Origin of the sequence: Streptomyces sp. NBC_00490, assembly GCF_036013645.1 — a bacterium.
GTDB classification, from domain to species: Bacteria; Actinomycetota; Actinomycetes; order Streptomycetales; family Streptomycetaceae; genus Streptomyces; species Streptomyces canus_F.
The window spans coordinates 9,775,792-9,802,363 of sequence record NZ_CP107869.1; the positions used below are offsets into that span (position 1 = coordinate 9,775,792).

Genomic DNA, 26,572 nt, shown 5'->3' on the forward strand with positions numbered 1-26,572 from the left:
TGTACGTGGCGCGACTGTCGATCTCCTAGTGAAGCTGGCTGAGGTAGCCCGTGAACCGCGAGCGTCCTGAGGTGATCGCTGCGTGAGCCCGCCATCGCACGGCATGCTGCATCACCTTGAGCTGTGGGTGCCGGACATTCATCGCGCGGTCGCTTCTCTCGGCTGGCTGTTGGAAGCGCTGGGGTATGCCCTCTTCCAGAGCTGGGAAGGCGGACGCAGCTGGCGGCTCGGGGCGACCTACCTGGTCATCGAGCAGTCGTCGGCCCTCACCGCCGCAGACCACGATCGCCTGCGCCCAGGGCTGAACCACCTGGCCTTCCACGTCGAAGACGCCGCCACGGTCGAGAAGCTGGTCGCCAACGCCGCTGGGCACGGCTGGCACCTGATGTTTCCCGAGCGGCATCCCTACGCGGGCGGGGGACAGCACTATGCCGCCTACCTCGAGAACGACGACGGCTTCGAAGTCGAACTTGTCGCGATCAACTCACCTGAACGAAACTGAGATCGACAGGGTCGGCAGCCGCCCCGACGAGGGCAGCACCGGCTTCCATGCCGACGTGGTCGCCCAGGGCGAGACGGCCTACGTCTTCTACTTCGCCCGTCCGGGCCGCGTGGCCCCGGTCACCGACGATGGCGGAATCTACGCCACCCGCCGCTCCTTCCTCCCGGTCGTCGACGGCGGGCTGCTCTGCGACCGCGGCGAGCCTGTACGGCTCTATCTGAATCCTGAGTCCCGGGCGGTCGGTGCAACGCCTCCGTCCGTCGCCACCGACAGCAAAGGAACTTGAACGACACATGCGTTATCGCGAACTCGGCCGTACCGGACTGAACGTTTCTGAAATCGGCTACGGAGCCTGGGGGTTGGGCCAGGGGGCGTGGGTCGGCGCCGACGACGACTCCGGCGTCCGTGCCCTGCACCGGGCCCTCGACCTGGGCGTCAACTTCATCGACACCGCCCGAGGGTACGACCGCAGCGAACGCGTCGTCGGCCGTGCGCTCAGGGAGCTCCCGGGCGGCGGCGACGGTGTGTACGTCGCGACGAAGGCCGGGCCCCGTGTCCCGGTTCCGCTGGAGTCCAGCGGACTCGACGTCACGGAGACGTTCCCCGGCTGGCATCTGCGCGAGAGCGTGGAGACCAGTCTGCGCGAACTGGGCCGGGATCACGTCGACTTGCTTCAGCTGCATACCTGGGAGGACGAGTGGACCGGCCGCGGCGACCTCTTGCAGACTGTTGACGCCCTCAAACAGGAGGGCAAGATCAGGTTCTTCGGGATCTCCGTCAAGGACCACCAGCCCGACAGCGTGCTCACCGTGCTGCGGACCGGGGTGCTGGACACGGTCCAGGTCATCTACAACATCTTCGAACAGGCCCCGTCGGACGCGCTGTTGCCGGCCTGCGAGGAGTACGGCGTAGGCGTGATCGGACGGGTCGTCCTCGACGAGGGCGCTCTGACGGGCTCGGTCCGCTCGGGGGTCACCTTCCCCGAGGGGGACTGGCGCAACTGGTACTTCCGGGAGGACCGGCCCGCCCAGGTCGAGAAGCGGGTGGACGCTCTCCTTGCCGATCTGGGAATCGCCGTCGAGGAACTCCCGTCCACCGCCCTGCGGTTCGCGCTCGCCGGGCCGGCGGTCTCCACCGTGATCGTCGGGATGCGGTCGCTGACGAACGTGGAACGCAACGCGGCGGTCGCCGAGGAACCTCCGCTGTCCCCCGAGCAGCTCGCGCTGCTGTCCGGGCACCGCTGGCAGAAGAACTTCTACAGCTGAGCCGGTCTCGGGGCGACATCAGTTGCCGGTCGAGGTCATGACGGTCGGCCGTACGCAGCGGCGTCGTGCGGTCGATCAGGGGCAGCGCGACACGTCGCAGCCATGTGTCTACTTCGGTGTCGGCGTCCGGTCGTCGCGGCGGAGAGGGAGGCCGTCGGGATGGCGGACCGCAGTGAGGACGGTGAGCAGCCCGCCAGGCCGGTCGCGCTCAAAGCGGCGATTGCGGTCAGCATCGCGCCGCGCAGCACGGTGCGCCAGCCCCGTGGCTCCTGGTGAACCATGGAAGCCAGGCGGGTGCCCCGGGCATTCGCTTGAGGGCACCCGCAGCCGGTGAGGCGTTCAGCTGTCGAGGCGGTGCCTTGCGAGCCTGGTCACCATCTCGGGGTCGTGGTGGTCGAAGAACAGGGAGCTGCCGGTGTCGAGGGTGGCGATCTGGGCCATCTGTTCGTCGGTGAGCTCGAAGTCGAAGACGTCGATGTTCTCGGCCATGCGCTCGGTACGTACGGACTTGGGGATGGCGACGACGCCGCGCTGGGTGAGCCAGCGCAGAACGACCTGGGCGACTGACTTGTCGTATGCCTTCCCGATCTCGGCGAGCAGCGGGTTGGTGAACAGGTCGTTCCTGCCTTCGGCGAAGCCGCCCCAGGACTGGATCCGCACCCCGTGCTCGCGCATGAGGTCCTGGTAGTCGGCGCGCTGGAAGAAGGGGTGGGTCTCGATCTGGTTGACCTGCGGGGTGATCTCGTTGTTGATGATCAGGTCGATCAGCCGGTCGGGGTAGAAGTTGGCGACCCCGATCGCCTTCGTCAGGCCTTCGTGGTTGAAGGCCTCCATGGCGCGCCACTGGCCGTAGACGTCGCCGAAGGGCTGGTGCATCAGGTACAGGTCGAGATGGTCCAGGCCCAGCTTGTTCAGGGACGTCTCGAACGCGCGGCGGGTGTTGTCCTCGGCGGGGGCGTCCTGGACCCACAACTTGGTGGTGACGAACAGTTCCTCGCGCGGGATGCCGCTGGACCTGATGGCGCGGCCGACGGCTTCCTCGTTGCCGTAGGCGGCGGCGGTGTCCAGCAGGCGGTAGCCGGCGGCCAGTGCCTCGGAGACGGCGCGCTCGGTGTCCGCGGCGGGGATCTGGTAGACGCCGAAGCCGAGGATCGGCATCTCGACGCCGTTGTTGAGGGTGACGGTCTGCATGAGCGGGAAGTCCTTCGCTGGAGGCCGGGGACCGGTGGTCAGGGGCGGATGAGGGCCTTGAGGACCTGGCGGTCGGCCATGGCCCGGTAGGCGTCCGGTGTCCGGTCGAGGGTGAATGCCTGGTCGAAGACGCGGCCGGGGGTAATGGTGCCGTCCAGGACGTCGGGCAGCAGCTGCTCGACGTAGGCGCGGGCTGGGCTGGCGCCGCCGGTCAGGGTGATGTTGCGCATGAACTCGGCCCGGCCGATCGGTCCTTGCTCGTACTGGGGGACGCCCAGGCGGCTGATGGTGCCACCGTCCAGGACCGCCCCGAGCGCGGTGTCGAGAGCCTGGCGGGTGCCGACGGCCTCGATCACCTTGTCCACGCCGCCGGTCAGCTCGCGGATGCGGGCGATGCCCTCCTGGCCGCGCTCGGCGACCACTTCGGTGGCGCCGAACTCGCGGCCCAGGCCGGTGCGGGCTTCGTGGCGGCCGGCGAGCACGATCTGCCCGGCGCCGAGCCGCTTGGCGGCGATCACCGCGCACAGGCCGACCGCGCCGTCCCCGACGACCAGCACCGCGTCGCCGCGGCCGATCCCCGCGGTGACGGCCCCGTGGTGGCCGGTGGTCATCACGTCGGAGAGCGCCAGCAGCGACGGCAGCAGCGCGGAGTCGGCGGCCACCGGCAGTTTCACCAGGGTGCCGTCCGCGTACGGGACTCGGACGGCTTCGCCCTGCCCGCCGTCCACGCCGTCGAAGCCGTACCGGCCACCGTTGCGGCACGAGATGTGCAGGCCCTTGGCGCAGTAGTCGCAGGTGTTGTCGCTGTAGGTGAACGGGGCGACGACCAGATCACCGGACTTGAGGCCGGTCACGTCCGTGCCGGTCTCCTCCACGAGGCCGAGGAATTCGTGGCCCATGGGGCGGCCGGTGTCGGTGGCGGACATCGACTGGTAGGGCCACAGGTCGCTGCCGCACACGCACGCGGCCAGCGTGCGCACCACCGCGTCGGTCGGCTGGACGATTTTCGGGTCGGGCCGGTCCTCGACGCGGACGTCTCCGGCTCCGTACATCACTGCTGCACGCATGAAAGGTGTTACTCCAAACGAGGGGCGGGGGGCCACGCGTAGCCCGGCGTGCCGGGGCGGGGTCAGCGTTCGAGCATCCGCGCCTGGGCCTCGGTGTGGGTGTCGCCGGCGGCGGGCGGCAGGCTGGTCAGCGTGTCGAGCTGTTCGGCGGTCAGCGTTACGGCATCGGCGGCGGCGTTCTCCTCGACCCGGCTGACGCGCTTGGTGCCGGGGATCGGGGCGATGTCGTCGCCCTGAGCGAGCAGCCAGGCCAACGCCACCTGACCGGGCGTGGCACCGGCCTTGTCGGCCAGGGCCTTGACCTCGTCAGCGAGCGCCAGGTTGTGCCGGAAGTTCTCGCCGGTGAAGCGCGGGTTGTCGCGGCGGAAGTCGTTCTCGTCGAACTGGTCGATGGAGCGGACGGCGCCGGTCAGGAAGCCGCGGCCGAGCGGGGAGAACGGCACGAGACCGATGTTCAGCTCCCGCAGGACGGGCAGGACACGGTCCTCGATACCGCGGGTGAACAGGGAGTACTCGGACTGCACCGCGGTGACCGGCTGCACGGCGTGGGCGCGGCGGATCGTGTCCGGGCCCGCCTCGGAGAGGCCGAAGGCGCGGACCTTGCCCTCGGCGATCAGCTCGCCCACGACGCCGGCAGTCTCCTCGATCGGCGTGTTCGGGTCCACCCGGTGCTGGTAGTACAGGTCGATGTGGTCGGTGCCCAGCCGCTTCAGGGAGCCTTCGACCGCCGTGCGGATGTTGGCCGGACTGGAGTCCAGGTTCCACGCGCCCTCGCCGGTGTGCGAGACCAGGCCGAACTTGGTGGCCAGCACCACCTTGTCCCGGCGGCCCTTCAGCGCTCGCCCGAGCAGTTCCTCGTTGGTGTAGGGGCCGTAGATCTCGGCGGTGTCGATGAGGGTGACGCCCAGCTCCAGCGCCCGGTGCACGGTCCTGATCGACTCGGCGTCGTCGGTGCCGGAGCCGGTGTAGCCGTGGGACATGCCCATCGCGCCCAGCCCGATCCGGGAAACTTCCAGGTCACGCAGCTTGATGTACCGCATCTCGCCCTCTTTCGATCATGGTGTTGCCTGGCCCCTCGCGCTCACCCGGTCCGGCAGGTCGTGCCGGTCGAAGCCCGGGCGGCAGCCACGGGGCCCGGCGTTTTCCTCATTCACCTTCGCCCGGATTGGTCCGGTGTGGCAGGGCGGGCTCTTCGGGGGTAACGACAGGGCCCCCCTCCCGCCCGCGAAGCGGGTGCCCGGCGGGTGAGACTGGAGTCATGGCATCGACGAGCGCGCACAGCGAGGGCGCCGAGCTGGGCAGCTTCCTGCGCGCCCGCCGCACCCAGACCAATCCCGAACACGTCGGCCTCACCGTCGGCGCCGGCATTCGCCGCACCCCCGGCCTGCGCCGCGAGGAGCTGGCCACCCTCGCCGGGATCAGCATCGACTACTACGTGCGCCTGGAACGCGGCAAGGAGACCCGCCCCAGTCCCGCAGTCCTCGACTCGCTCGCCCGCGCACTGCACATGGACGACCAGGAACACCAGCACCTGCGTGAACTCGCCACCCGTGCGGCCCGCTACGCTCCCCAGCCGCCGCCGGCCCCGAGCCGTACCGTGCGCCCCCACCTGAAGCTGCTGCTGGAGTCACTACGGCCCAACCCGGCCTACGTCATCAGCCGCAGCATGGAGATGCTGGCCTGGAACCCGGGCGGCCTCGCCCTGTACGCGGGCCTGGAGGACTGGCCGGCCAAGCATCGCAACCTAGCCCGCTATCTCTTCCTGCACCCGGCCGCGCGGGATCTCTTCGACGACTGGGACCGCCGGGTCACGGGCTGCGTCGCCCGGCTGCGCGCTGTCGCCGGCACCGCCCCCGACGCTCCCGACCTGACCAACCTCGTCGGCGAGCTCCTGCTCAAGAGCCCCGACTTCGCCCGGCTGTGGGAGCGTTACGAGGTCACCGGCCGCAAGCCCGCGCAGAAGACCTTCCAGCATCCCCGCGTCGGCACGGTCACGCTCACCTCCCAGTCCATGCACCTGGAAGGCACCCCTGGCCAGCGCATCGGCGTCTACACCGCCGAACCCGGCACACCCGACCACGACGCCATGACGCTGCTCGACATGACCGAGCCCGTAGCCGCGCCCAGCCGGGAAATTCCGCACACGTCACCCTGACCGTCGTTCTCACAAACGGTGTCGAGCTCGGTCTTCGATGCCGTCGGCGGCGTGGTGGGCGAGCCGCACGGCCGCCTGCTCCGGGTCGGTGGTGGGTCGGGCACAGTCTGCAGCGCGGCGTAGCGTTCGCTGAAGGGGCGACCGGGGACGCTCGAACGTGAGTCGGCCCGGCTTCCGCACGAGCAGCTCGCCGTCCGGCGCCGTCGTGTCCGGCAGCCGGCTGTTCCCGGATTCGGTCGCAGGGAGCGAAGCCACCAGGCTCGTGCCCCGCAGAGGGAACGGGCGGTGGGCGGCGCACCTGCTCACCTTGGCAGTAGCGCGGTCGAGGGCGTCCTGGCAGGTGACAAGCCGAGTGCGCGTGCGCCCCCGGCTACTGTGCTGACGCGGTAACCGGGGGCTGTGTGTGTCGTGCGGTCTGATGCCGTAGTCGTGGTCGCTCACCGTCCGCAACAGATCTCACCGCCCCGGCGCTGGCGCCGGGGCGGTGAGAGGTCTGGACCGATTCCGGGAATCAGACGGCGACGAGTTCCGGCTCGCGTTCCAGTGCCGGGACCGTGGGCTTCTCGTTCGGCTTGCTCGGCTTGTTCGGCAGGGAGAGCCGGACGACCCTGTGCCACGCGGAGAACACCTGCTTGGGCAGCGGGCCGGTGACGTAGTCCAGCTCGTACTTCTCGAACAGTGCGCGTACCTTCACCGCGACCTCGGCGTACCGGTTGCTGGGCAGGTCCGGGAACAGGTGGTGCTCGATCTGGTGCGAGAGGTTGCCGGTCATGAAGTGCATGGCCTTGCTGCCGCTGATGTTCGCCGAGCCCATCATCTGGCGCAGGTACCACTGGCCGCGCGTCTCGCCCTTGATGGAGCGCCGCTCGAAGACCTGTACGCCCTCGGGGAAGTGCCCGCACATGATCACCGAGTGGGACCAGACGTTGCGGACCAGGTTCGCGGTGAACGTGGCGGCGAGCGTGGGGAGGAACGAGGGGCCCGACAGCAGCGGGTGGATGACGTAATCCTTGAGGACCTGCTTGCGGATCTTGCGGCCCACGGCCTTGGCCCGCGCGCGGAACTCCGGGTTCTTGCGGCGGCGCTTGTTCAGGTTCTTGCCGAGCTCCAGGTCGTACGCGGCGATGCCGTACTCGAAGAAGCAGGCGTTGAGGAAGTTCCACAGCGGCTGGCCGAGGTGGAAGGGGTGCCACTTCTGGTCCTCGTCGACGCGCATGATGCCGTAGCCGAGGTCGTTGTCCTTGCCGATCACGTTGGTGTACGTGTGGTGCAGCTCGTTGTGCGAGTGCTTCCACTGGTCGGCCGGCGAGACGTGATCCCATTCCCAGGTGGTGGAGTGGATCTTCGGGTCCCGCATCCAGTCCCACTGGCCGTGCAGGATGTTGTGGCCGATCTCCATGTTGTCCATGATCTTGGCCACGGACAGTCCGGCGGTGCCGAGCACCCACGCGGGCGGGAAGATCGAGAACAGCAGTACGCCCCTGCTGACCAGCTCGAGCGTGCGCTGCGCCGAGATGACCTTACGGATGTAGGCGGCGTCTTTCTCGCCGCGGTCGGCGATCACCTCGTCGCGGATCGCGTCCAGCTCGCGGCCGAGCTCTTCGATCTGCTCCGCGGTCAGGTGGGCGGTGGGGTCGATGGCGGTCACGGTGCTCCTACCGTTCGATGTCGCAGGGGCCCGCCGCGGCGGACACGCAGGTCTGGATGAGGACGCCCGGTTCGGCCTCGGTGATCTCGCCGGTGCGCAGGTCGCGGACCGCGCCCGCCTTGAGCGGTGTGACGCAGCCGAAGCAGATGCCCATGCGGCACCCGGAGGGCATGAGCACACCGGCCCCCTCGCCGACGTCCAGCAACGGCGTGGCGCCGTCCGCGTCGACGGTCTTGCCGGTGGTGCTGAACGTGACCTCGCCGCCGTCACCGGTGACGACGATGCTGGGACGGAAACGTTCGATGTGCAGACGCTCGGGGACGCCGTGCTCGCTCCAGTGCTTTTCTGCGGCGTCGAGCAGGCCCGCGGGCCCGCAGGCCCAGGTCTCGCGCTCGGCCCAGTCGGGCACGAGTTCGTCGAGACGGGCGATGTCGAGGATGCCGTCGGTGTCGGTGTGCACCTCGGTGAGCTGCAGCTTCTTGTCCGCGACCAGGTCGTGCAGTTCCTTGCGGAAGATCACGTCGTGCGGCTGTGGCGCGCAGTGGACCATGACCACGTCGTCGAACTCGGTGTCGCGCAGCATCCCCATCACGGGCGTGATGCCGCTGCCGGCCGTCAGGTAGAGCACCTTGGCGGGCTTGGTCTTCGGCAGCACGAAGTCGCCGGTCGGGTGGTCGAGGTGGATCAGCGTGCCTGGCTTCGCTCTGCGGACCAGGTGGTTGCTGACCTTGCCGTCCGGGATCGCCTTCACGGTGATCGTGACGCGGCCGTCCTGGCGATTGGTCGGCGAGGTGAGGGAGTAGGCACGCCACAGGCGGACCCCGTCGACGTCGACCCCGATCCGCACGTACTGACCGGCCGTGTGGCCGCGCCAGCCTCGTCCCGGCCTGATCACGATCGTCGCGGCGTCACCCGTCTCGGGGTGCACGGCCTCGATGCGCCCACGCAGGTCAGCGCCCGCACGCAGCGGACTGACCAGGTCGAGGTAGTCCGACGGCAGCAACGGCGTCGTGACCATCTCCAGCAGTTTCCACGCCCTGCTGCGCAGAGCTGTACTCGTCATGACTCCAGCTTGCTGCGCCTCAAGGCGTAAAGTCCTGACCGTAGGACGTAAATCTGGCTGACTGAATTGTTCGCAGGGAATAGAAACGTGAGCCACGCAACCCAAAGAGCCAGCGAACTGGCCCTGGACGAGACGACGGTCACCGCACTTCGGGCCGCGCTGAAGAGCACCGCCGACGAAGTGGTCCAGGCGATCATCGACGAGGTCCCTCCCTACGCCAACGCCCTGTCGGGCCACATGGGCGCCACCATCCGCCGAGCCGTCCGCACCGCCCTGGGACACTACCTGGACCTCGCGAGCGGGAACGCGACCGGCGGCGACGCCGGTGACGCGGCCTACGAACTGGGCCGCGGCGAAGTGCGCGACGGCCGTTCGATGGACGCCCTGCTCAGCGCCTACCGCGTCGGCGCCCGCGTGGCCTGGCGATGTCTGGCAGCGGGTGCCGTACCCGCGGGCCTGCCCGCCGCCGAGGTCGCCAAGTTCGCCGAGCTGACCTTCGCCTACATCGACGAGCTCTCCGCCGCGAGCGCCGCAGGCCACGCCGACGAACTGGCCGCCCGGGGCAGGGACCAGGAACGCCACCTGGAACACCTGGCCCGCGACCTCCTCGCCGGCGCGAGCCCGGACGTACTGCTGGCCTCCGTCCAACGGGCCGGGTGGCAGCCTCCGGTTTCGCTGACCGCGGTCCTGCTGCCCGCCGCCCAGGCCCGGCCCGCCTACCGTGCGCTCGACCCGAACACCCTCGTCCTCGACGATCTGCCGGATGCCACCGGTGTGCTGCTCGTCCCCGACGCCGACCGATCACATCTCCTACGGCAGCTGACCGACCGCAGCGCCGTGGTCGGCCCATCCCGACCTTGGACGCGTGCGTCCGCCTCCTACGCGCGAGCCGTACGCGCGCGTCTGCTCTCCGCTGACATCCGCGACACCGAGGATCACCTGCCCGAGCTGGTGCTGAGCGCCGACGCGGACGCCTTCGCAGACCTGCGTGCCCGCGCCCTCGCACCGCTGCGGACCCTGCCTGCCGCGACCGCACGGCGGCTGGAGGAGACGTTGCGGGCGTGGCTGCTGCATCAGGGCAGGCGGGAGGAGGTGGCGGCGGCGCTGTTCGTCCATCCCCAGACGGTCCGGTACCGGATGTCGCAGGTGCGGGAGCTGTTTCCGGATCTCGCATCGCCGCACCGGGTCCTTGAACTGACGCTGGCGGTCGGTCTGGGGGTCAGCTGACGCGTACGCCGACTGTGCATGACCGCGCGTCCGTGGGCGGTCCAGGAAGCGTGTCTCGCTTCCCAGGGAAGCCCATTGGGGGCGCTGTCTTTGGGAACCGCGGTGGCGGATACGCCTCGGCTGGATCCGGTGGACGACCTTCATGTCGTCGTGGAGGACGCTGTCCCGGTAGGAGCTGCCCCACGGGCGCGCGGCGCGCTGCATCGGGGTGACCGCGTGGCGGCCGGGCCGGGTCACCAAGGGCCGAGGGCCGGGCCGCTCGCCTCTGGTGACCACCTGGTTCTGCCGCGGCCCCGCGCTTCGCCTCCGGCAGGTCAGCCGGACGACCGACCGTGCCGGCCTGGCACACCGTGCGAGGGATGATGGGGAGGGAATGACGGAACATGAGGGCAGGAGCTTGCATGGCACAGCGGGAGCGGGTTCACCGACCCCGTGAGGACGCGGAGTTCGATTTCATCCTCAGGGTGAGCAAAGTCCCGGTCCTCGCCTACTTCACCGGGACATGGCCCAAGGCCATCGAGCCCTGCCGGGTGATGGACCTCGTCGTGGGCGGCGTCGCTGACGAATACGCGGGTCGCCTGACGGCTGTCCGCGCCGACATCACGCGTTGTCCGGCCGCAACCGAGCGATACGGGATCACCGGAGCCCCGTCCTGCGTCCTGGTGAAGGAGGGCGAGGCGGTGGCGCACGCCACGGGGCCCATGACCACCGCCGAGGTACGGAAGTTCCTGGACGACCATTTCTGAGCGGCCGCAACCGCCCCTCACGTCTCGTCTCGACCGGGGGAGCTGCGCCGCCCTGAGACACCTTGAGGCTGGGGCACCGATCGCGAATGCGGTCGCTCGGGTGCCGAGGGAAGTCGTCGGCTGTCTGTGGGACGGCGTGCCGGGATGCGGCTGTGATGGTGGAAGGGCTGTACCGGTCAACGACCCGGCGCTGCCCGCGGGGTGGGCGGTGCAGTTGGAGTGCGATGGCGACCGCGCGCTGGCCGACTGGTGGGCCCGACGACGCCGTATCCACGCTTCCAGCCCTCGCGGCTGGAGCAGGTCGCCCCTACGAAGAAGCTGAATCACCCATATGCCTGCCCCGCGGAAGCCTCTCTACGGTGCAAGGCCAGGTCCTACATTCTCCGGGTTGGGATCAGTCGACGGTGAAGTCGGCGGCCTTGGTGTCCAGTGTGGTGTCGCCGTCCTTGGCGGTGGCCAGGACGGCGATGTGCCACCGACCGTGCGGGGAGGTGTTGGCTTCGTCGGGGGTGACGGGGACCTTGTAGGTGCAGTGCACGGTGTCTGCGCCGGAGGGCTTGCAGTGGGCCGACTCGACGGCGGCCATGTCCTTGGCGGTCAGCCCGTTCTTGGCGAAGGAGGAGTTGGCGGGCCAGGCCAGGACCTTGACGTCCTTGATGCCGGAGGAGGCTGTGACGTCGGTGGTGAAGGTCAGGGAGCCGCTGTGGTCTTCGGTGGGGGTGGTGTAGTGGGCGGTGCTGTGGGCTATGGCGGGAGGCTGTTCGCCGGCGTAGGCGAGGGCGTACGCTCCGGCGCCTGCGAGGACGGCGACACCTGCGGTCACGGACAGGACGACACGTCGAGACATGAGGAATTCCCCTATTCGATATCCGGTGCGGTTAACCGGCGCTCTGTGCTGCGCCGTTGCCCCAATCCTGGCCGCGCGGCGGGCGTGGGGTATGGGCGGACGTACTCAACTCCGGTCTGAGTAGGGCCAGTCCGGACCGCTGGGTGTCGTTGCGGCAGGCACGTTCTGCGGATCGGTTGGAGTGTGGGCCGACGCCGTACAGCTGCGAATACGGGCGACTTTGCTCGGCGTGGGATGCGTGCGTCTCTGCTCGCGGTCGGCGATGAGGCGCTTGCATTCTGGAAGGCGCGTGGCCGAGGTCTTGCCCGCCACGTGACAGTCCGCAGTCGTGGGGACGTCGTGGCGTTCCGCGGGACGGACTTGGCGGCGCGCGGATCGCTGGCAGTCGTGAGAACGGGGAAGGACCGTTTGACCTCCCCAGGTCACGGTCCTTCCCCGTCCAGCGCCGTCCATCTACCCCGTCGAGCCGGTCCCATGCTCACGTACCGACCCTCGCGCATCGCGGCAACCTGGTGATCCAGCAGCCTCTCGGGAAAGGGTTCGCTGCCCGTTACCGCCGCCCGCTTTGCCGAGCGTCAGGTGCGCGTTGGTGCAACAGCCCTTTTGTGCCGTGCCGTTGAAGCCTGCGGGGTGCCGGCCGTGGGCGTAAGGGACGGACTCGCCCAGCGCACGGTCCCGCCGTTCGCACGGCTTTGCTCGGACTGGCGGCCTGCCGATCGGACATCCGGCTGCGCCCGGTACCGTCACCGGGACGTATCGACAAGAGGGGTGGGCCACGGTTGGATCTGGGCATCGTCGGTCAGGCGGCCGGGCTTTTCGCCGTCACCAACATCGACGACATCGTGGTGCTCTCCCTGTTCTTCGCCCAGGGCGCCGGGACCCGTGGCTCCACCCGGCGGATCGTGCTCGGGCAGTACCTCGGCTTCGCCGCGATCGTTGCCGTTGCCGTCGCCGCGGCATTCGGAGCCACTTTCCTGCCCGAGTCCGCTGTCCCTTACCTCGGTTTGTTGCCGCTCGTTCTCGGGCTCAAGGCGGCCTGGCAGGTGTGGAAGAGGCGGCGCGGCGGTGAAGACGGCGACGACGATCAGGTGGCGGAGGGCGGCCCCGGCCCATGGGAGGTCACTGCGGTCACCTTCGCCAACGGCGGCGACAACATCGGCGTCTACGTTCCGGTCTTCGCCACCGCCGGCGTCGGCGGCATGAGTGTGTACGTGATTGTGTTCCTCGGGCTGGTCGGTGTGTGGTGCTTCACCGGCAGGTACTTCGCCACCCGACCGGTCATTGCAAGAGCCCTCAGCCGATGGGGCCACATCCTGCTTCCGCTGGTACTCATCGCCATCGGACTGCTGATCCTCATCGAGGGCGGTGCGTTCGGCCTGGACGGCTGAGGAGCATCACCTCGCCGGGCGCAGGCCGGCTCGCCGACATGCCGGGGCGGGCTGTGGCAGGGCTTGCAACCTGTACCCAGGTACAGGTTTACCGTCGGAAGTGTTCCCAGCGGGGGACGTGACGTCAGGAGCAAGCGCGATGACTGACTCGGACTGGGTTCCGCAGTCCTGCGCCCTGCCCACCGAGGAGCGGCCCTTGCGGGTGGCGCAGTGGGACGGGCTGTTCGCCGGGCGGCTCAGGGAGGTTTCCCGGCCCGGGCCGGGGCGGCTGCGACTGGACCTCGGCACTGACACCAGCGTCGAAGGACAGGTCCGTGACCTGGCGGACAAGGAGAGCGGCTGCTGCTCGTTCTTCACCTTCACCGTCACTGTGGACACCGGGCACCTGCTGCTGGACATCTCGGTGGACGAGGTGCACGCGCCGGTGTTGGACGCCCTGGCGGCCCGGGCGGGCGCCGCCGGTGGGGGAGTGGCGCGGTGAGTGGCGATCTCCTGCGCAGCGGGCAAGTCGCCCGGGCGGCCGGGGTGAACATTCAGACCCTGCGCTACTACGAGCGGCGTGGCCTGCTGGAGGAACCCGAGCGCAGCCCTGGCGGTCACCGTCTGTACGAGGGTGAGACGGTGACCGCGCTGCGGGTGATCAAGGCCGCCCAGCGCCTGGGCTTCACGCTGGAGGAGGTCGCCGAATTGCTGGAAACGGGGCGCCACCGCCACGGCCGCCCGGTCGCGGGCCTCCAGCAGCGCGCGGCCGCGAAGCTCGCCGAGGTCGACGCGAGGATCGCAGACCTGACCACCATCCGCACCGCCCTGTCCGCCGCCGTGGAAGCGGGCTGCGACGACCTCACCTTGTGTGCGTCCAGTGCCTGCTGCCCCATTCCCTTCACCGACCTCGCCGAGGAGAACCGGCATGCCGGACCCTGCTGCTGACCCCCGTCCCCACCGCGCCCCGAAGGCGCTCGGGGGCCTGGCGGCCCTGGCCTGCGTGGCGTGCTGCGCGCTGCCTGTCCTGATCACGGCGGGTGTCGTCGGGGCCGGCGCCGGGGCGGTGGTGGGCTGGCTGCCCGTCCTCGCCGTCGTGCTGGTCGTGCTCGCCGGCGGATCCTGGTGGCTCGGCCGACACCGTCGCCCCTGCACCTGCGCGCCGAATACCGCAGGTGAGGGGGGATGCGCCTGCCAGATGTCCAAGGACCCGATGACGATCACCGACACGGTCCCTCGGTAGGGGCAGCTGCTGTGACTGTCGCCCGTTCCGTTGCCCTGTTCGCTGTCGCCGCCCTGTTCGAGATCGGCGGGGCCTGGCTGGTGCGGCAGGGCATCCGCGAGCACAAAGGCTGGATCTGGATCGGCGCCGGAGTGATCGCCCCCGGGCTCTACGGCGTCGTCGCGACCTTCCAGAGCGACGACAACTTCGGGCGGATCCTCGCCGCGTACGGCGGCAACTTCGTCGCCGGGTCGATCGCCTGGGGGATGGCCGCCGACGGTTACCGCCCCGACCGCTTCGACGTCATCGGCGCGCTGATCTGCCTCGCCGGCATGGCTGTGATCATGTACGCGCCCCGCAGCCACTGATCGCTCAGAACGTACTCCAGCGGTCAGGGGTGCTGTTTCCCTGGTTCAGGGTGCTCTTGGTGGAGGGAGTGTTCACGGACTGCGGCGTGGTGCACATTGTTGCGAGAACCCTGGACGGCACGGCTTCATACCCGGACTGCGAGCTTCCGTCGAGCAACGTGCGCGGCTGGTACGAACGCTGGCTGGCCGGCACTCCGGCCGGTGACCAGCCAGTGGTGATCGCACTGATCGTGCGGACGGCTGTATTGCGATAGCACCTGGTGCGGGCGTCGGCGGGCCGTGGTCCTTGCGCTTGTCGGGTCTGCCCAGCAGCGGTTGCGGGGCGTGAACGCACCCCACTCCGTCGCCCTGGCCCGTTCAGGGGCCCGCTTCGAGCGCGGCCACCTCGTCGGACGTTCCGAGAGCCACGCCACCTGAACGACTTGATCTGCGGGGCATGCCCCCTCAACCCTGCAACAGGTCGACGCGTCGGCCGATGAGTTTGCCGACTGTCTGAAGTCTTCCTTATGACGAGGAGAGATGGAGGCAAGGGTGAAGAATCCGATTCGGCTGTACATGTCGATGTCGCTCGACGGCTATATCGCCGGCCCGGACGATCGGCCAGGGCAGGAGCTCGGACGCGACGGTGGACGGCTGTTCAACTGGCTCGACGACCGGGAGTCCGACGGTCCGAGCGGCCAGGTCTACGGCGAAGCGCTGGCGACCGGCGCGGTGATCTCCGGCCGTCGGACCTTCGAACTCGCCCGGCGCTGGCAGGGCGACCACCACGACGGCGTGCCGATCTTCGTCCTCACCCACCAGGTGGATGACGGGGACGTGCCGCCCGGCCACGCGCGGTTCGTCACCGATGTCGAGGACTGCGCCCGTCAGGCTCGCGCGGCCGCAGGGGACCGGCCGGTCATGGTCCACGGGGCGGGGGCAGCCCAAGCACTGCTCCGAGTCGGGCAGTTGGACGAGATGGAGATCCACCTGGTTCCGGTCCTCCTCGGGAACGGCCGACGGCTGTTCGACCACCTGGGCAGCGATCACATCGAACTCGACCTTGTCCGACGGCTCGAGGACCGAGACGTAACGCATCTCCGCTACCGGGTGCGTCGATCCGAGGAGGGCGCGTGAAGACGCTCTTCGTCTCTTACCGTGTTACCGACCTGGACCGCTCGCTCGGTTTCTACACCGCCTTGGGCTACGCCGAATTGGGCAGGGTCGAGGTCGGCGACGGGGCTCGCCTCGTGATCCTCAAGTTCCCCGACGAACCGGCGGCCTCGCTCGAACTGGTCCACCGGCCCGGCGATGGACCGGTCGACGTGGGCAGCGGTTTCGACCACCTCGCGATCCAGGTGGAGAGGCTTACCGTCACCCTGGAGGCGCTGACCGAAGCCGGCCTGGCGCCCGAACCCCTTCAGTACCCGGGCGGCCCCCACGGCCCGAAGACGTCGTGGCTCACGGACCCGGACGGTTACCGGATCGAGTTGGTGGAGTGGCCGTCCGGCCATCCCGACGGCATCACCGCAGCAGACTTCGCCTGAGGCCCGCCTTTCCTTCTCCTCGGGCGGCACCGGTTCGTCGGCCTTCGCTTCGTGATGGGGGACCGGGATACCGGGACCGAACCGCCCCCACACGCCCCCGACTTCGTCGTGCCGCCAGACACACCGGCGACCGAACGCCCGGCTCTCCTTCTGGACCTGCTCACCGAACGTCGCTTTGTCGTACGGCGTCCCTTGGAGAACCACTCTCAGCCCAGCGTGCCTCGGCAACCTCGACGTACACCACGTTCGGGGACATGACCGTGGCGTCAGGTGAATGCGGCTGCGGGCAGTTCTGCTTCCGTCTCTTCCCAGGGGAGCCAGAGGCCCAGTTCGTCCTCCAGGAAACGCAGGAAGGCTACGTCGCCCGGCTCGTGTCCGGTGTGGACGAAGCCGAGCGCCGCTTCGGCTGGTGTCCCGTGTGTGAGGTGTGGCAGGCCGGGCTCGAACGAGGTCACCAACTCGCCTTGGAGGGCATAGTCGATACAGCTGAAGCCCTTGGCGTTGCGGTGGATGGTCCATGCCCGCCCTCGCCGGGACAGCGCCGCGAGGTGGGCCCCCGTACGGCAGTGGAATTCCTCCAGCGCATACGCCCAACCCGGCACCGCGCCCGCCCGGACGATCGTGTCCGGCGGGGCGGGCAGAAAGCCCCCGTCCGTCAGCCGGGCAATCGCCGTTTCGTCTTCCCAGTCCAGGAAGTCGAGGTCACTGATGTGGTCCTCCGCGTCCCTGATCAGCAACTCGAGTGCCGCGGAGCGGGTCAACGGAACAACATGCTCCTCCTCGGCGCCGACGTTGCGCAGCAGCTCCTGCGGCGAGAGCCCCTCGCTGAGGGTGAGCGCAAAGCTGTCGGGATAGGCGTCGGTTATCCAGCGCAGCCCGTTCTGTTCATGCCCTCGGTCCGCCAAGGCGCCCCCCCCGCATGGCGGTCCGCCGAGATGGCGGAGCCCTCACGAGCAGAACCTAACGCTCGCCACTGACATCTCGGGGCGGACCCGGGGTCCACGCTGCTCTGTGAGCTCCTGGAGCGGCATCGCCGTGATGCGACGCATGCGGCGAGTTCCCGCTGGACATCCCGGATAGCCGGCCGCACCTTGTTGATCCGCCGACCGATCCGGCCCTTCTCCCCGGAGCCCGGGCCCGGCTCGTCCTTCGGCTCGTCGAGCCAGCCACATCCCTCTGCGCTCCGCTCGGTTGGTCTTCAAGAGCCTCGGCGCGGTCGGCGATCGCCTGACACGGCGCGGGGAGGGGCGGCACGGGCTGACCTCCTGGGCGCAGGGATCCCTGCGCCGGCGTATTACCGGCGCGTGCCCCTGGCCAGCCTGGACGTCGTGGTTCCGGCGGTGGCCGAGGAGATCGGCGGAACGCCGGCTCACCGCAGCGGTGCGGGGCACGGTAGTGGTGAATGCTTGACCCATATCCGATCTCTTGAGGCGGGAGCCGCATACCGTGACCGATCTCGATCCTTTCACCGACCTGCTCGACTACCCGATGTACGTCGTGACCGTGGAGGCCGACGGGGAAAAGGCCGGATGCCTGGTCGGATTCGCTTCGCAGTGCTCGATTCAGCCCGCCCGGTTCATGGTCTGGCTGTCCAAAGCCAACCGGACCTACCGGGTGGCCGAGCGCGCCGACCGACTCGCGGTCCATCTTCTGCGCCGTGACCAGGGCAGGCTGGCCCGGCTCTTCGGCGGTGAGACCGGCGACCACACCGACAAGTTCACCGAGGTCTCGTGGCACGCAGGACCGGGCGGCCTACCGATCCTGGACGAGGCTCCCGCCTGGTTTGTCGGGCGCGTGGAGAACCGGATCGACGGCGGCGACCACACCGGTCTTCTGCTCGCCCCGGAGGAGGCGGACAGACTCACGAGCAGCCACACTCCCGTGCTGACGTTGAACGACACGCACGACATCACTCCAGGCCACCCAGCGAACTGAGCGGCACTCCGGCCGGGCTACTGTCGCCGCAGTCTGCCGCCGGAGTCGAGGCTGTCAGGAAATGCCCCAGCTCACGCATTTCCCTCAGTCCTCCGCCCCGCATCACGACGGCGCCGGTCGCCGCGCGTCACGTCACGCGAACGCCCTCGCGGTCTTCGAGGGCGCTGATGGCGGTGGCGGTGAGGCTGTGGGTGATGTGGCCCCGCATCAGCTGGGCGGCTTCGGCGGCGCGGCCGTCCACGATGAGGGAGACAAGTCCTGGGCCGGCCCATCGCCAAGGCGTGGAACTCGATCGGAGTCGATTCGTTCGCGCACAGGAACAAGCCGGCGGGAAGCGCGGACCGCATCGCACTCCCCGCCGCGGCCTACAGCCCGCGAGAACGCGACCTGGCCATGGCACTCGTCGAGGACACCGGGTTCGACGCCTTCGATGCGGGGCCGCTCGCGGAATCGTGGCGGCAGCAGCCCGGCACACCCGCCTACTGCACGGATCTCACCCGTCAGGAGCTGCCGGACGCACTGGCGACGGCCGACGCGGCGCGATCACCGAAGCTGCGCGACCTCGAGCTCGCGGTGGTCCAGGAACGCTTCGGGGCCGGCGTGCAACCAGACGCGGAATACCTTGTCCGCCTGAATCGCGCAATTTCCATGTGAGGCGGGACGGCGGCTGACGGGGTGGCCCGTGAGAGGCCTCCCTCGAACGCCGCCACCCTCGGCGGCACGACGGCCGACGCCGACAAGAAGATGCCCAGCCCAGCCGGTTGTGAGACCGGCGCTTGGCCGGGCCTGTTCCAAGGCCACCACGCTCAGCTAGCGATCTTCAGGGGCCTCCTAGAAGCGTTGTGGCCAAGTGAGGTGGATGACCCGCCGGGAAATGCGCCACCCATCATCGGTGCGTCGCAGGTCGTCGGCGTAGACGACGCTGGCGATACCGCCGCCCTCCAACAGACTCAGGCCTTTGGATCGGGCCCGCGCTTCGTCGCCCGGGCCTTCCGACACGACGATGTTCGTCGTGTGGTGGGCCTTCGCATGTCCGGGGGCGTTCACGAAGGCGGCGATCGCGTCCAGCCCGACGACCGGGTCGCCGCCGAAGACGCTGCCGTCCCACACCGCGTCTTCGGTGAGGCATTCGCCGAGACGGTCCAGTTCGGGGTCGTCCATGATGTGCGCCCACAGCGCCAAGGCCCCGCTGATTTCGACGATGTCGTCATTCGTGGGTTTCACGTCGGCTCTCCATTTTGGGCGTTGCTGGATCAGGCCTCGGCGTCGCTCAGCATGCCGAGCACCTGGTCATAGGCGCCGGTGTCCTCGGCCGGTCCGCTCCTTCGCCGCGGCGGCCGGGCGTACCCGGCGGTCTCGACTATGGGGGAGTAGCGGCAGGGGCGGGAGAGGAGCACATATTCATGGACTGGCGATCCTCCCCAGCCGGCCACCATGGAGATCGCGCACAAGACGGAGCTGCGGAGCCTGAGGCTGTCCCTCAATGACCGCTCAGAGCTGTGGAAATGGCGGAACCTCGTCCATGACCCGCAGAAGCTCGCGAGCAGGAGCCGCCACCTCCGGCCGCACGGATGCGGCAAGACTTTCGATGACTGGCCGGCCTGCGGTTACTGCTGCCCTGGCAGCCGCCTCCCAGCCGGGTTGCTCCCTGTAGCTCGTGTAGTACTTGCTGTCCCTCGCCGCAGCAGCGGCGGAGTGCCATTGCTCGGCCCGGCAGATGCTTCCCAGCAGGTCCAACACCTCGGCCTTGCAGGGCACATGCGGGGCTCCGGCCAGTTCGAGGAGGAACGGAACCGTTGGAGCGGTCGCCTCGCCGACTACGAAGCCCAACGCGCAGACGGCGTCCGCTAGTTCGTCCACGGCAAGACGTGCGGTGTCCTCATCGGCGTACGCGATCCGGGACAACAGAGGGGGGATGGTTCCAGCCGGCGCCTGCTGTGCGTCACGGAGTTCGTTCCAGTGGGTCACCGAGACCCGCTTCAAGGGACTACCCATGCGCCGCTTCCCCCTCGTCGGACTCACGTGGGCTCCGTCAACATCCATTGTGGCTGGCGTCCGTGACGGCCCTGGTCGTCGATCCCAAGCGTGGCCCCTGCGTCCGGTGACGGTTACGAGAGGACTTCTCTCACCTGGAGCGAGCCGATCAGCTCGTGGCCGCGGTGCCTGGCGGAGGATGGCAGCTGCATTGGAAGGACGAGGGCGCCGACGCCTTCATCCCACCGGGAGAGGACCCGTTGTCTTGGTCGCAGCCGGTCAGGCCACGTCGTTCTCTTGCTCGATGGCGTTGAGGCGGTTTCTCAGCCGGTAGCTGGGCCGTTTGATCAGCGGATTCCGGAGTCGGGATGTTCGGCATCCCATTCCTGGCGTGATCGAGCGATGACGCCGCGGTGTTCTGACGACCAGTCGGCGAGGGCTTTCACCAGATGCGTGAGGCTGTGGCCCATCGCTGTGAGCTCGTACTCGACCTGCGGAGGCACGGTCGGATACACGGTCCGGCTGACAAGCCCGTCCCGTTCCAGCCGACGCACGGTGAGCGTCAGCATCCGCTGTGAGATACCGGGTACGGCGCGTTGAAGCTGCCGGAAACGGCGTACGCCCTGGGCCAGTTCGACCACCACCAGGACCGACCACTTGTCCCCGATCCGGTCGAGCACCTCGCGGATCCCGCAGTCCTCGTGCTCGTCGCCGCAGCTGACGACGGGCTCGGTGGTTACCTCTGTGTGCCCCACTGACATTGAAGTGCCTCCTTACGTGCCCTGACGCAAACCCGCAGGATGATCCCGGTTACCGCAGAGAACCTACCGGAACGGGAAGACCTTCATGATCCTGGTCACTGGAGCCACGGGCGCCCTGGGCGCACTGATCGCCGAACGGCTGGCCGACCGCGACGACACCGTCCTTGGAACGCGCGAACCTCAGCGATTCAAGGCTCCGCTGCCTGTCCGCCGCATCGACTTCGACGCCCCCGACACGCTGATCACGGGCTTCCAGGGCGTGGATGTACTGCTGATGGTCTCGGCAGGCTACGGCGAGGACGACACCGTCATAGCCCGGCACGGCAATGCCATCGAGGCGGCCCAGGAGGCCGGTGTGGGGCATGTCGTCTATACGAGCTTGACCGCCGATGGCGACCACCTTCCCTATGCTCTGCCGCACCGCTGGACCGAGCGTCGTCTCCAGCAGAGCACCATGGGCTGGACGATCCTGCGCAATGGCCTCTACGCCGAGTTGTTGGCCTGGCTGGCGTCGCCGTCGGAGGACGGGCGGATCACTGCCCCGCTCGACGAGGGCCGACTGGCGGCCGTGGCACGCGCGGATCTGGCCGATGCGGCGGTACGGGTGACGGTGGACGCTGCCGCTCATGCGGGGCGTATCTATGAACTCGTCGGTGAGCAGGCCATCGGCGGCACTGATCTGGCGCACGCCCACGGGCCGCACGTCGCCTACGAGCCGGAGACACTTGCCCAGGCCCGCTCCCGCCTCTCCGCTTCCGGCGCCGAGCCGTTCCAGGTGCCGATGCTCGTGGGCACCTACTCCGCCATCGCCGCCGGATTCCTGTGCCGCACCGGCGGTGACCTGCGCCAACTGCTGGGCCGCGAGCCCCGTTCCCCGCTCGCAGCGGCCCTTGCGTAGTCCCCGGAGCTAGGAGCCGCGCGGCCAACGGAAAGTCCCATGCCTTGTGCCACCAAGGCGGCTCCGGCGGCAGTGGTGCTGAAACTTGCCGAGCCGGCGCGAGCGCGTCTGCGGCAGGCGCTGCGGGCGAAGAACGTCCCCGCGGCGGCCGACGGTCCGGTCAACTCCGCGATCGCACGTGAGCCGAAGGCCAGCGTCACCACGGTGCGCAGGTGGTGGGGCCGCTTCGTCTCCGGTGGCCGGCCACTCTCCACGACGCGAAACGGTTGGGCGGGCCTCGTACCTATGGGCCCCAGGTGGGCGTCCGCGTGGGGACCGCAGCCACCGGCGCGCCCGCGCATCCCTGAGTCGCCCAGGTCCCATCGCAGGATCGCCGCGCAGGTGGCGGGGACAGCCTTCGCCGCGATCTCGATGTCCCGCGTCAACACCGCGACGACCTGGCGCCGAAGCGGTCCTCCCAGCTGCGCAGGAGCGCACCCGACAAAGTCAGCGCTGCCTGCGCAGACCGACCGATCAACGCCGGAGCACCGCTGCCACGTGCCTTACGCGGCGGCCTCGATCCCGTACCTGACCAGCGGAATCCGCACACTGGGTGCGGAAGAGAACGCGCTCCAAGGCTGTGGCCCGGCGCAGGAAGGCTGCGAGCGTCTGTTCGGTCCGACATGCGGTTGGCTCTCGCCGCTCCTACCGTGGATGAGTAAACGGCTGGCGCGGGAGGGGCCCCGTGGCTGAGGAACGAGGAGTGTGTCGGCTCCGAACACCACCGGAAGGCGGCCTCGGGATGGCCATGCAGTCAGACACTCCCGTTCTCGACACGCTCGTAGCCATGACGGTCGACTCGATCGAGCGCTGCGGCCTGGACGAGAAAACGTTCATTCTCACCCGCCTCGCCGCGCTCGCGGCCATGGACGCCCCGGCCATCTCCTACCTCGCGTATGTCGACCCTGCCCTCAAGGCCGACCTGACCCCCGAGGAATTGCAGGACGTTCTCGTCGCCATCGCGCCAGTCGTCGGCACCGCACGCGTCATGTCGGCCGCGACGCACATCACCGAGGCACTCGGCATCACCATCGCGCTGGCCGAGGCCGAGGCCCAGTCGATGGCCGAGACGGAAGCCCAGACCCGGAGCAAGCCCTGACCTGCTCTCTCGCTCTGTCTCGATGAACCATCACTCGATACCTCCGATACAAGAAACGGGGGAGCCGACATGTGCCGCTGGATCGCCTACTCCGGTACGCCCGTCCTTCTCAGCCAAGTCCTGTTCAAGCCGGAACACTCCTTGATCGACCAGAGCCTGCACTCCCGTATGGGGGTGGAGACGACCAACGGCGACGGTTTCGGCGTCGGCTGGTACGCGCGGGACACGGACACTCCGGCAGTGCTGCGGGAGATCGGTCCGGCTTGGAGCAACCGCAATCTGTCCGAGGTCGCCCACCACGTCCGCTCGGGCCTGTTCTTCGCGCACGTCAGGGCTTCGACCGGGACCGCCGTGCAGCAGACCAACTGCCACCCCTTCCGCCACGGTCGCTGGATGTGGATGCACAACGGGGCGATCAGCGGGTTCCACCTGTTCCGGCGTGATCTCGCTCTGGCCGTCGACCCGGCCCTGTATCCCGAGATCGAGGGTTCCACCGACTCCGAGGTGATGTTCTTCCTGGCCCTCACGTTCGGCCTGGCGGAGAACCCTCCCGATGCCGTGGCGCGTATGGCCGCCCTGGTCGAGAAGGTGGGGCACGCGCACGGCATCCGTCACCCGCTGCAGATGACCCTCGCCGTGGCCGACGGGGAACGTGTATGGGCCTTTCGCTACTCCAGCGAGGGCCGCTCGCGGTCGTTGTACTTCAGCACCAAGGTGGACGCCCTGCGTGCGCTCCACCCTGATGCCGCGTTCCTGCGGGACATCTCCGACGACACGCGCCTGGTCGTCTCCGAACCGCTGGGCGCCCTCTCCGGCGCCTGGAACGAGGTGCCGGAGAGCAGTTTCGGCATCATTCAGCCAGGCGGAGACGCGCTCCATGCCTTCCGGCCCTCCCTGCAAGGCGCACCGGCCTGAAGCTGACCAGCAGGCCGGTGAACGGGCCATCGACCCGGTGGCGAGACCGTGGGCGGAAGGGTGGTGAGCTTGATGGCCGGGACCCACGACAACGTGCAAGGGCCGACTGTTCCGGCCGTTCAGTGCGCCGATCCCCTCGGAAACCCGCTCCTGCGCACCCGGCTCGCCCTCCCCGCCAGGCCCGCGACGTTCCTTCGCCGGCAGCGACTGGTCCAGCACCTCGACCAGGCTCTGCGGACGCCGCTGACACTGGTCAACGGTGCGGCCGGAGCCGGTAAAACCCTGCTGGTCGCCGACTGGGCTGCCGGACTGCGCCCGCCGGTCGCCTGGCTCACCGTCGAAGTCGGGGACCGGCGACCGGGGGTCTTCTGGGCTTACGTCCTTCAGGCACTGCGCGCCTGCGGTGCACCGGTGTCCGAGGCGGTCGGGACCCCCGCGGACGCGGCCGGGGTGGACCAAAAGCTGCTGGCGGCCCTCGCCGCCGAGCTGAACGACCGCAACCGGCCCCTGGTCCTGGTGCTCGACGAATACGACCGCGTGACCGCCCCGGAGGTCGCGGAGCAGCTGGAGTTCGTCCTGCACCACGCGGGGGGCGGCCTGCACCTCGTCCTTGTCACCCGCACCGAGCCGCTGCTTCCGCTGCACCGCTACCGCGCGGCCGGCGAGCTGACGGAGATCCGCGGCGCTGAGCTGGCCTTCACCGCCGAGGAGGCCGTCGCCCTGCTGGATCTGCACGGTCTGAGCCTTCCGCTCCACGCCGCAGGGGCTCTGGTGGACCGACTGCGAGGCTGGGCCGCCGGCCTGCGCCTGTCCGCTCTGGCTGCTCGGGAGAGCGCCGACCCGGAGCTCTACCTGAAGGAGTTCGAAGCGGACCGCAGTACGGTCGCGGATTTCCTGCTGGCCGAGGTTCTCAAAGGACAGCCGGACGAAACGCAGGACCTTCTGATGCGGGTGAGCGTCCTGGAGCGTTTCTGCCCGGACCTGGCCAACGCCCTGACCTTGCGTGCCGATGCCGAGCCCATCCTCGCCGGGCTGCATCGCGACAACGCTTTCGTCGAGCACCTCGGGCATACGTGGTACCAGCTGCACCCCCTGTTCGGGGAGATACTCCGGGCCCACCTGCGGGTGCGCCTGCCCGGGGTCGAGCCGGAACTGCACCGGCGGGGCGCGCGATGGCTGCGCCGGCACGGCTTCCTGACGGAGACACTCGCCCACGGCGCCGCCGCGGGAGACTGGAATTTCGCCGCCGGCGCGCTGATCGACGACCTGGCGATCGGGCAGCTCTTCACCGGCCTGCGCTCGGATGACCTGACCCAGTTGTTCTCCCTCATGGGGCCCGAGGCCAGGGGTCCTGCGACGGACCTCGTGCGCGCGGCGCACGACCTGTCCCGGCGTGACCTCGACCGCGGTCTGGCCCGCCTGCGCCAGGCTGAGGAGCACCTGGCCGACGACCCGGGCAGCCTCGCGGCGGCCCGGCTGAGCTGTGCACTGCTGGAGGCTTTGGCGGCCCGGTTCGCCGGGTGTCCTCCGCAGGCCGAGAAGGCCGCCGCGGCGGCCGACGAGCTGCTGCGGGAAGTCCCCGGGCACCTCCTGGACAAGCATCCTGAACTGCACGCTCTGCTGCTGACCCATCTGGGCTCGGTGCGCCTGTGGGCCGGGCGTTTCGATGACGCGCGCGCTGCCCTGACCGTCGTGGCCGCTACCGACGACGGAGCCTGCACCGGGCTGCCTCGGGAAGAGTCGATGGGGCACCTGGCCCTGCTGGACTACCTGAACGGCTGGCTCGGCCGGGCGGAACGCAAGGCCCTGGCGGCGATGTCCGAGGCGGAGCGGATCGGTCTGCCCCGGTCGGCCGGATCCGGCATCGAACGGCTGGTCCTGGCCGCCGTGGCCGTCGACCGCCATGAACTGGCCCGGGCCCAGGCCCTCCTCGACGAGGTGGACCTCCCCTCGGGAGCGCATGATCCGGTGCTGACGGCGGGACAGGCGCTCGTCACAGCTCGTCTGCTGCTGGTCAGGGGCAAGGTACGAGCCGCCGTCGAGGCGGCGAACCCGGCCGTTTCCACCGCCGTGGCATCACCTTGGGCGGCAAGCCATGAAGCACTCGTGATCTCCGCCGCCCATCTGGCCGAAGGACGGCCGGACGAAGCCGGCGCGGTGCTCGAGCAGGTGTCCGTCGACCAGCCGGCGTGCGCGGTGGAGGCCGCGGGGCTCCAGCTTGCCGCAGGGCGTTCCGAGGCGGCCGTCGACCTGCTCGACAGCATCCGCGCCCAGGGCGGGACAGGTCCTGCCGTGACGGTGCGGGCAGCGCTGGTGAGGGCTCAGGCCGCGGAGTGGGCGGGAGACACCGCCACCGCCCGCAGACTCCTGGCCCAGGCGCTCCTCGACGCCCGGCGTGAGCGGCTGAGGCGTCCGTTCCTCGATGCCGGAGCGTGGATCCGGCCCCTTCTGGCGACGGCCTCTCTGAACGAGCTGGCAGCGGGCTGGCTCACGCCCGGTCCGGCTCCGGCGCGACGGGGCGGGCGGTCCGGCGCGGATTCGCCGTCCTCGCCGCTTGTCGCGGTGGAGCTGAGCGGACGCGAGCGGGATGTCCTGGAGCGGCTGGCCGGGATGATGTCGACGGAGGAGATCGCCGCTGATCTGTACGTGTCGGTGAACACGGTGAAGACTCACCTCAAGAGCGTGTTCCGCAAGCTCGCGGTGAACCGGCGGGGTGACGCGGTGCGCCGCGCACGCGAGCTGCGCCTCTTGTGACCG

Annotated in this window: 30 protein-coding genes and 1 pseudogene; 20 read left to right on the forward strand and 11 right to left on the reverse strand. The window is 69.3% G+C overall.

Annotated elements, in window-relative coordinates; all coding sequences use genetic code 11:
• The first annotated feature begins 103 nt into the window (after positions 1-103).
• Genes OG381_RS44565 through OG381_RS44575 form a run of 3 tightly spaced genes read left to right on the forward strand, consistent with a single transcriptional unit; the run spans position 104 to position 1,767 of the window.
• Complete coding sequence (locus OG381_RS44565) at positions 104-502, forward strand: VOC family protein (RefSeq protein WP_327722717.1); 399 nt, start codon at positions 104-106, stop codon at positions 500-502.
• The gene (locus OG381_RS44570) at positions 471-788 is read left to right on the forward strand and encodes a hypothetical protein (protein ID WP_327721703.1); all 318 of its coding nucleotides are present in this window, start codon (positions 471-473) and stop codon (positions 786-788) included. Before OG381_RS44565 ends, OG381_RS44570 begins: the two co-directional genes overlap by 32 nt.
• Before the next feature lie 7 nt (positions 789-795).
• On the forward strand, positions 796-1,767 hold the full coding sequence (locus OG381_RS44575; protein ID WP_327721704.1) for an aldo/keto reductase: 972 nt from the start codon (positions 796-798) through the stop codon (positions 1,765-1,767).
• Between the two features lie 339 nt (positions 1,768-2,106).
• On the opposite strand, the gene OG381_RS44580 is transcribed toward OG381_RS44575, so the two are convergent.
• From OG381_RS44580 to OG381_RS44590, 3 genes are all read right to left on the reverse strand, one after another.
• Entirely contained in the window at positions 2,107-2,958 is an 852-nt protein-coding gene (locus OG381_RS44580; RefSeq protein WP_327721705.1) for an aldo/keto reductase, read from the reverse strand.
• A gap of 38 nt (positions 2,959-2,996) precedes the next feature.
• On the reverse strand, positions 2,997-4,025 hold the full coding sequence (locus OG381_RS44585) for a zinc-binding dehydrogenase (RefSeq protein WP_327721706.1): 1,029 nt from the start codon (positions 4,023-4,025) through the stop codon (positions 2,997-2,999).
• 62 nt (positions 4,026-4,087) lie between these two features.
• The gene (locus OG381_RS44590; protein ID WP_327721707.1) at positions 4,088-5,065 is read right to left on the reverse strand and encodes an aldo/keto reductase; all 978 of its coding nucleotides are present in this window, start codon (positions 5,063-5,065) and stop codon (positions 4,088-4,090) included.
• Between the two features lie 218 nt (positions 5,066-5,283).
• Between OG381_RS44590 and OG381_RS44595 the strand changes: the two genes are divergently transcribed.
• Positions 5,284-6,180, forward strand: a complete 897-nt coding sequence (locus tag OG381_RS44595; protein ID WP_327721708.1) for a helix-turn-helix transcriptional regulator — start codon at positions 5,284-5,286, stop codon at positions 6,178-6,180.
• Positions 6,181-6,691: 511 nt separating this feature from the next.
• Here the strand turns inward: OG381_RS44595 and OG381_RS44600 are convergent.
• Together OG381_RS44600 and OG381_RS44605 are read right to left on the reverse strand one after the other, a co-directional pair.
• Positions 6,692-7,828 (reverse strand): fatty acid desaturase family protein, encoded by a 1,137-nt coding sequence (locus OG381_RS44600; RefSeq protein WP_327721709.1) that lies wholly within the window; start codon positions 7,826-7,828, stop codon positions 6,692-6,694.
• A gap of 7 nt (positions 7,829-7,835) precedes the next feature.
• Positions 7,836-8,891, reverse strand: a complete 1,056-nt coding sequence (locus tag OG381_RS44605) for a ferredoxin reductase (protein WP_327721710.1) — start codon at positions 8,889-8,891, stop codon at positions 7,836-7,838.
• Positions 8,892-8,978: 87 nt separating this feature from the next.
• Between OG381_RS44605 and OG381_RS44610 the strand changes: the two genes are divergently transcribed.
• On the forward strand, positions 8,979-10,118 hold the full coding sequence (locus tag OG381_RS44610; protein WP_327721711.1) for a PucR family transcriptional regulator: 1,140 nt from the start codon (positions 8,979-8,981) through the stop codon (positions 10,116-10,118).
• Positions 10,119-10,519: 401 nt separating this feature from the next.
• Positions 10,520-10,864 carry a thioredoxin family protein gene (locus tag OG381_RS44615; RefSeq protein ID WP_327721712.1) on the forward strand — a complete coding sequence of 115 codons (345 nt, stop codon included), beginning with the start codon at positions 10,520-10,522 and terminating at the stop codon, positions 10,862-10,864.
• A 394-nt stretch (positions 10,865-11,258) separates the two neighbouring features.
• Here the strand turns inward: OG381_RS44615 and OG381_RS44620 are convergent, their stop codons facing one another.
• Entirely contained in the window at positions 11,259-11,711 is a 453-nt protein-coding gene (locus tag OG381_RS44620) for a DUF5707 domain-containing protein (RefSeq protein ID WP_327721713.1), read from the reverse strand.
• A gap of 779 nt (positions 11,712-12,490) precedes the next feature.
• Here OG381_RS44620 and OG381_RS44625 point away from each other — a divergent pair.
• The 8 genes and pseudogenes from OG381_RS44625 to OG381_RS44655 all read left to right on the forward strand — a co-directional run bounded on the left by OG381_RS44625 (position 12,491) and on the right by OG381_RS44655 (position 16,194).
• On the forward strand, positions 12,491-13,099 hold the full coding sequence (locus OG381_RS44625; RefSeq protein WP_327721714.1) for a cadmium resistance transporter: 609 nt from the start codon (positions 12,491-12,493) through the stop codon (positions 13,097-13,099).
• A gap of 139 nt (positions 13,100-13,238) precedes the next feature.
• On the forward strand, positions 13,239-13,580 hold the full coding sequence (locus OG381_RS44630; RefSeq protein WP_327721715.1) for a hypothetical protein: 342 nt from the start codon (positions 13,239-13,241) through the stop codon (positions 13,578-13,580).
• A complete protein-coding gene (locus tag OG381_RS44635; protein WP_327721716.1) occupies positions 13,577-14,026 on the forward strand; it encodes a MerR family transcriptional regulator in 450 nt (149 codons plus the stop codon). The genes OG381_RS44630 and OG381_RS44635 overlap by 4 nt, the downstream gene beginning before the upstream one ends.
• Positions 14,007-14,321 carry a hypothetical protein gene (locus OG381_RS44640; protein WP_327721717.1) on the forward strand — a complete coding sequence of 105 codons (315 nt, stop codon included), beginning with the start codon at positions 14,007-14,009 and terminating at the stop codon, positions 14,319-14,321. The genes OG381_RS44635 and OG381_RS44640 overlap by 20 nt, the downstream gene beginning before the upstream one ends.
• Positions 14,322-14,332: 11 nt before the next feature.
• Positions 14,333-14,668 (forward strand): YnfA family protein, encoded by a 336-nt coding sequence (locus tag OG381_RS44645; protein ID WP_327721718.1) that lies wholly within the window; start codon positions 14,333-14,335, stop codon positions 14,666-14,668.
• Between the two features lie 276 nt (positions 14,669-14,944).
• A pseudogene (locus OG381_RS49735) lies at positions 14,945-15,085 on the forward strand (IS256 family transposase); the annotation flags it as partial.
• 114 nt (positions 15,086-15,199) lie between these two features.
• On the forward strand, positions 15,200-15,784 hold the full coding sequence (locus OG381_RS44650; protein WP_327721719.1) for a dihydrofolate reductase family protein: 585 nt from the start codon (positions 15,200-15,202) through the stop codon (positions 15,782-15,784).
• A complete protein-coding gene (locus tag OG381_RS44655; protein ID WP_327721720.1) occupies positions 15,781-16,194 on the forward strand; it encodes a VOC family protein in 414 nt (137 codons plus the stop codon). The genes OG381_RS44650 and OG381_RS44655 overlap by 4 nt, the downstream gene beginning before the upstream one ends.
• Positions 16,195-16,460: 266 nt before the next feature.
• Here the strand turns inward: OG381_RS44655 and OG381_RS44660 are convergent, their stop codons facing one another.
• Positions 16,461-17,099 carry a DUF6461 domain-containing protein gene (locus OG381_RS44660; RefSeq protein WP_327721721.1) on the reverse strand — a complete coding sequence of 213 codons (639 nt, stop codon included), beginning with the start codon at positions 17,097-17,099 and terminating at the stop codon, positions 16,461-16,463.
• Positions 17,100-17,640: 541 nt separating this feature from the next.
• On the opposite strand from OG381_RS44660, the gene OG381_RS44665 reads away from it, so the two are divergent.
• Positions 17,641-18,129 carry a flavin reductase family protein gene (locus OG381_RS44665; RefSeq protein WP_327721722.1) on the forward strand — a complete coding sequence of 163 codons (489 nt, stop codon included), beginning with the start codon at positions 17,641-17,643 and terminating at the stop codon, positions 18,127-18,129.
• Between the two features lie 393 nt (positions 18,130-18,522).
• On the forward strand, positions 18,523-18,783 hold the full coding sequence (locus OG381_RS44670; RefSeq protein ID WP_327721723.1) for a hypothetical protein: 261 nt from the start codon (positions 18,523-18,525) through the stop codon (positions 18,781-18,783).
• Between the two features lie 177 nt (positions 18,784-18,960).
• Here the strand turns inward: OG381_RS44670 and OG381_RS44675 are convergent, their stop codons facing one another.
• The 4 genes from OG381_RS44675 to OG381_RS44690 all read right to left on the reverse strand — a co-directional run bounded on the left by OG381_RS44675 (position 18,961) and on the right by OG381_RS44690 (position 20,864).
• The gene (locus tag OG381_RS44675) at positions 18,961-19,353 is read right to left on the reverse strand and encodes a nuclear transport factor 2 family protein (protein WP_327721724.1); all 393 of its coding nucleotides are present in this window, start codon (positions 19,351-19,353) and stop codon (positions 18,961-18,963) included.
• Between the two features lie 29 nt (positions 19,354-19,382).
• A complete protein-coding gene (locus OG381_RS44680) occupies positions 19,383-19,526 on the reverse strand; it encodes a hypothetical protein (RefSeq protein ID WP_327721725.1) in 144 nt (47 codons plus the stop codon).
• Positions 19,527-19,620: 94 nt separating this feature from the next.
• Positions 19,621-20,124 (reverse strand): hypothetical protein, encoded by a 504-nt coding sequence (locus OG381_RS44685; RefSeq protein WP_327721726.1) that lies wholly within the window; start codon positions 20,122-20,124, stop codon positions 19,621-19,623.
• 326 nt (positions 20,125-20,450) lie between these two features.
• Entirely contained in the window at positions 20,451-20,864 is a 414-nt protein-coding gene (locus OG381_RS44690; RefSeq protein ID WP_327721727.1) for a winged helix-turn-helix transcriptional regulator, read from the reverse strand.
• 85 nt (positions 20,865-20,949) lie between these two features.
• Here OG381_RS44690 and OG381_RS44695 point away from each other — a divergent pair, with 85 nt between their 5' ends.
• The 4 genes from OG381_RS44695 to OG381_RS44710 all read left to right on the forward strand — a co-directional run bounded on the left by OG381_RS44695 (position 20,950) and on the right by OG381_RS44710 (position 26,569).
• Positions 20,950-21,762, forward strand: a complete 813-nt coding sequence (locus OG381_RS44695; protein WP_327721728.1) for an NAD(P)H-binding protein — start codon at positions 20,950-20,952, stop codon at positions 21,760-21,762.
• 781 nt (positions 21,763-22,543) lie between these two features.
• Complete coding sequence (locus OG381_RS44700) at positions 22,544-22,900, forward strand: carboxymuconolactone decarboxylase family protein (RefSeq protein ID WP_327721729.1); 357 nt, start codon at positions 22,544-22,546, stop codon at positions 22,898-22,900.
• 69 nt (positions 22,901-22,969) lie between these two features.
• Positions 22,970-23,815 carry a class II glutamine amidotransferase gene (locus tag OG381_RS44705; protein WP_327721730.1) on the forward strand — a complete coding sequence of 282 codons (846 nt, stop codon included), beginning with the start codon at positions 22,970-22,972 and terminating at the stop codon, positions 23,813-23,815.
• Between the two features lie 72 nt (positions 23,816-23,887).
• On the forward strand, positions 23,888-26,569 hold the full coding sequence (locus tag OG381_RS44710; protein ID WP_327721731.1) for a LuxR C-terminal-related transcriptional regulator: 2,682 nt from the start codon (positions 23,888-23,890) through the stop codon (positions 26,567-26,569).
• The last annotated feature ends 3 nt before the right edge of the window (positions 26,570-26,572 follow it).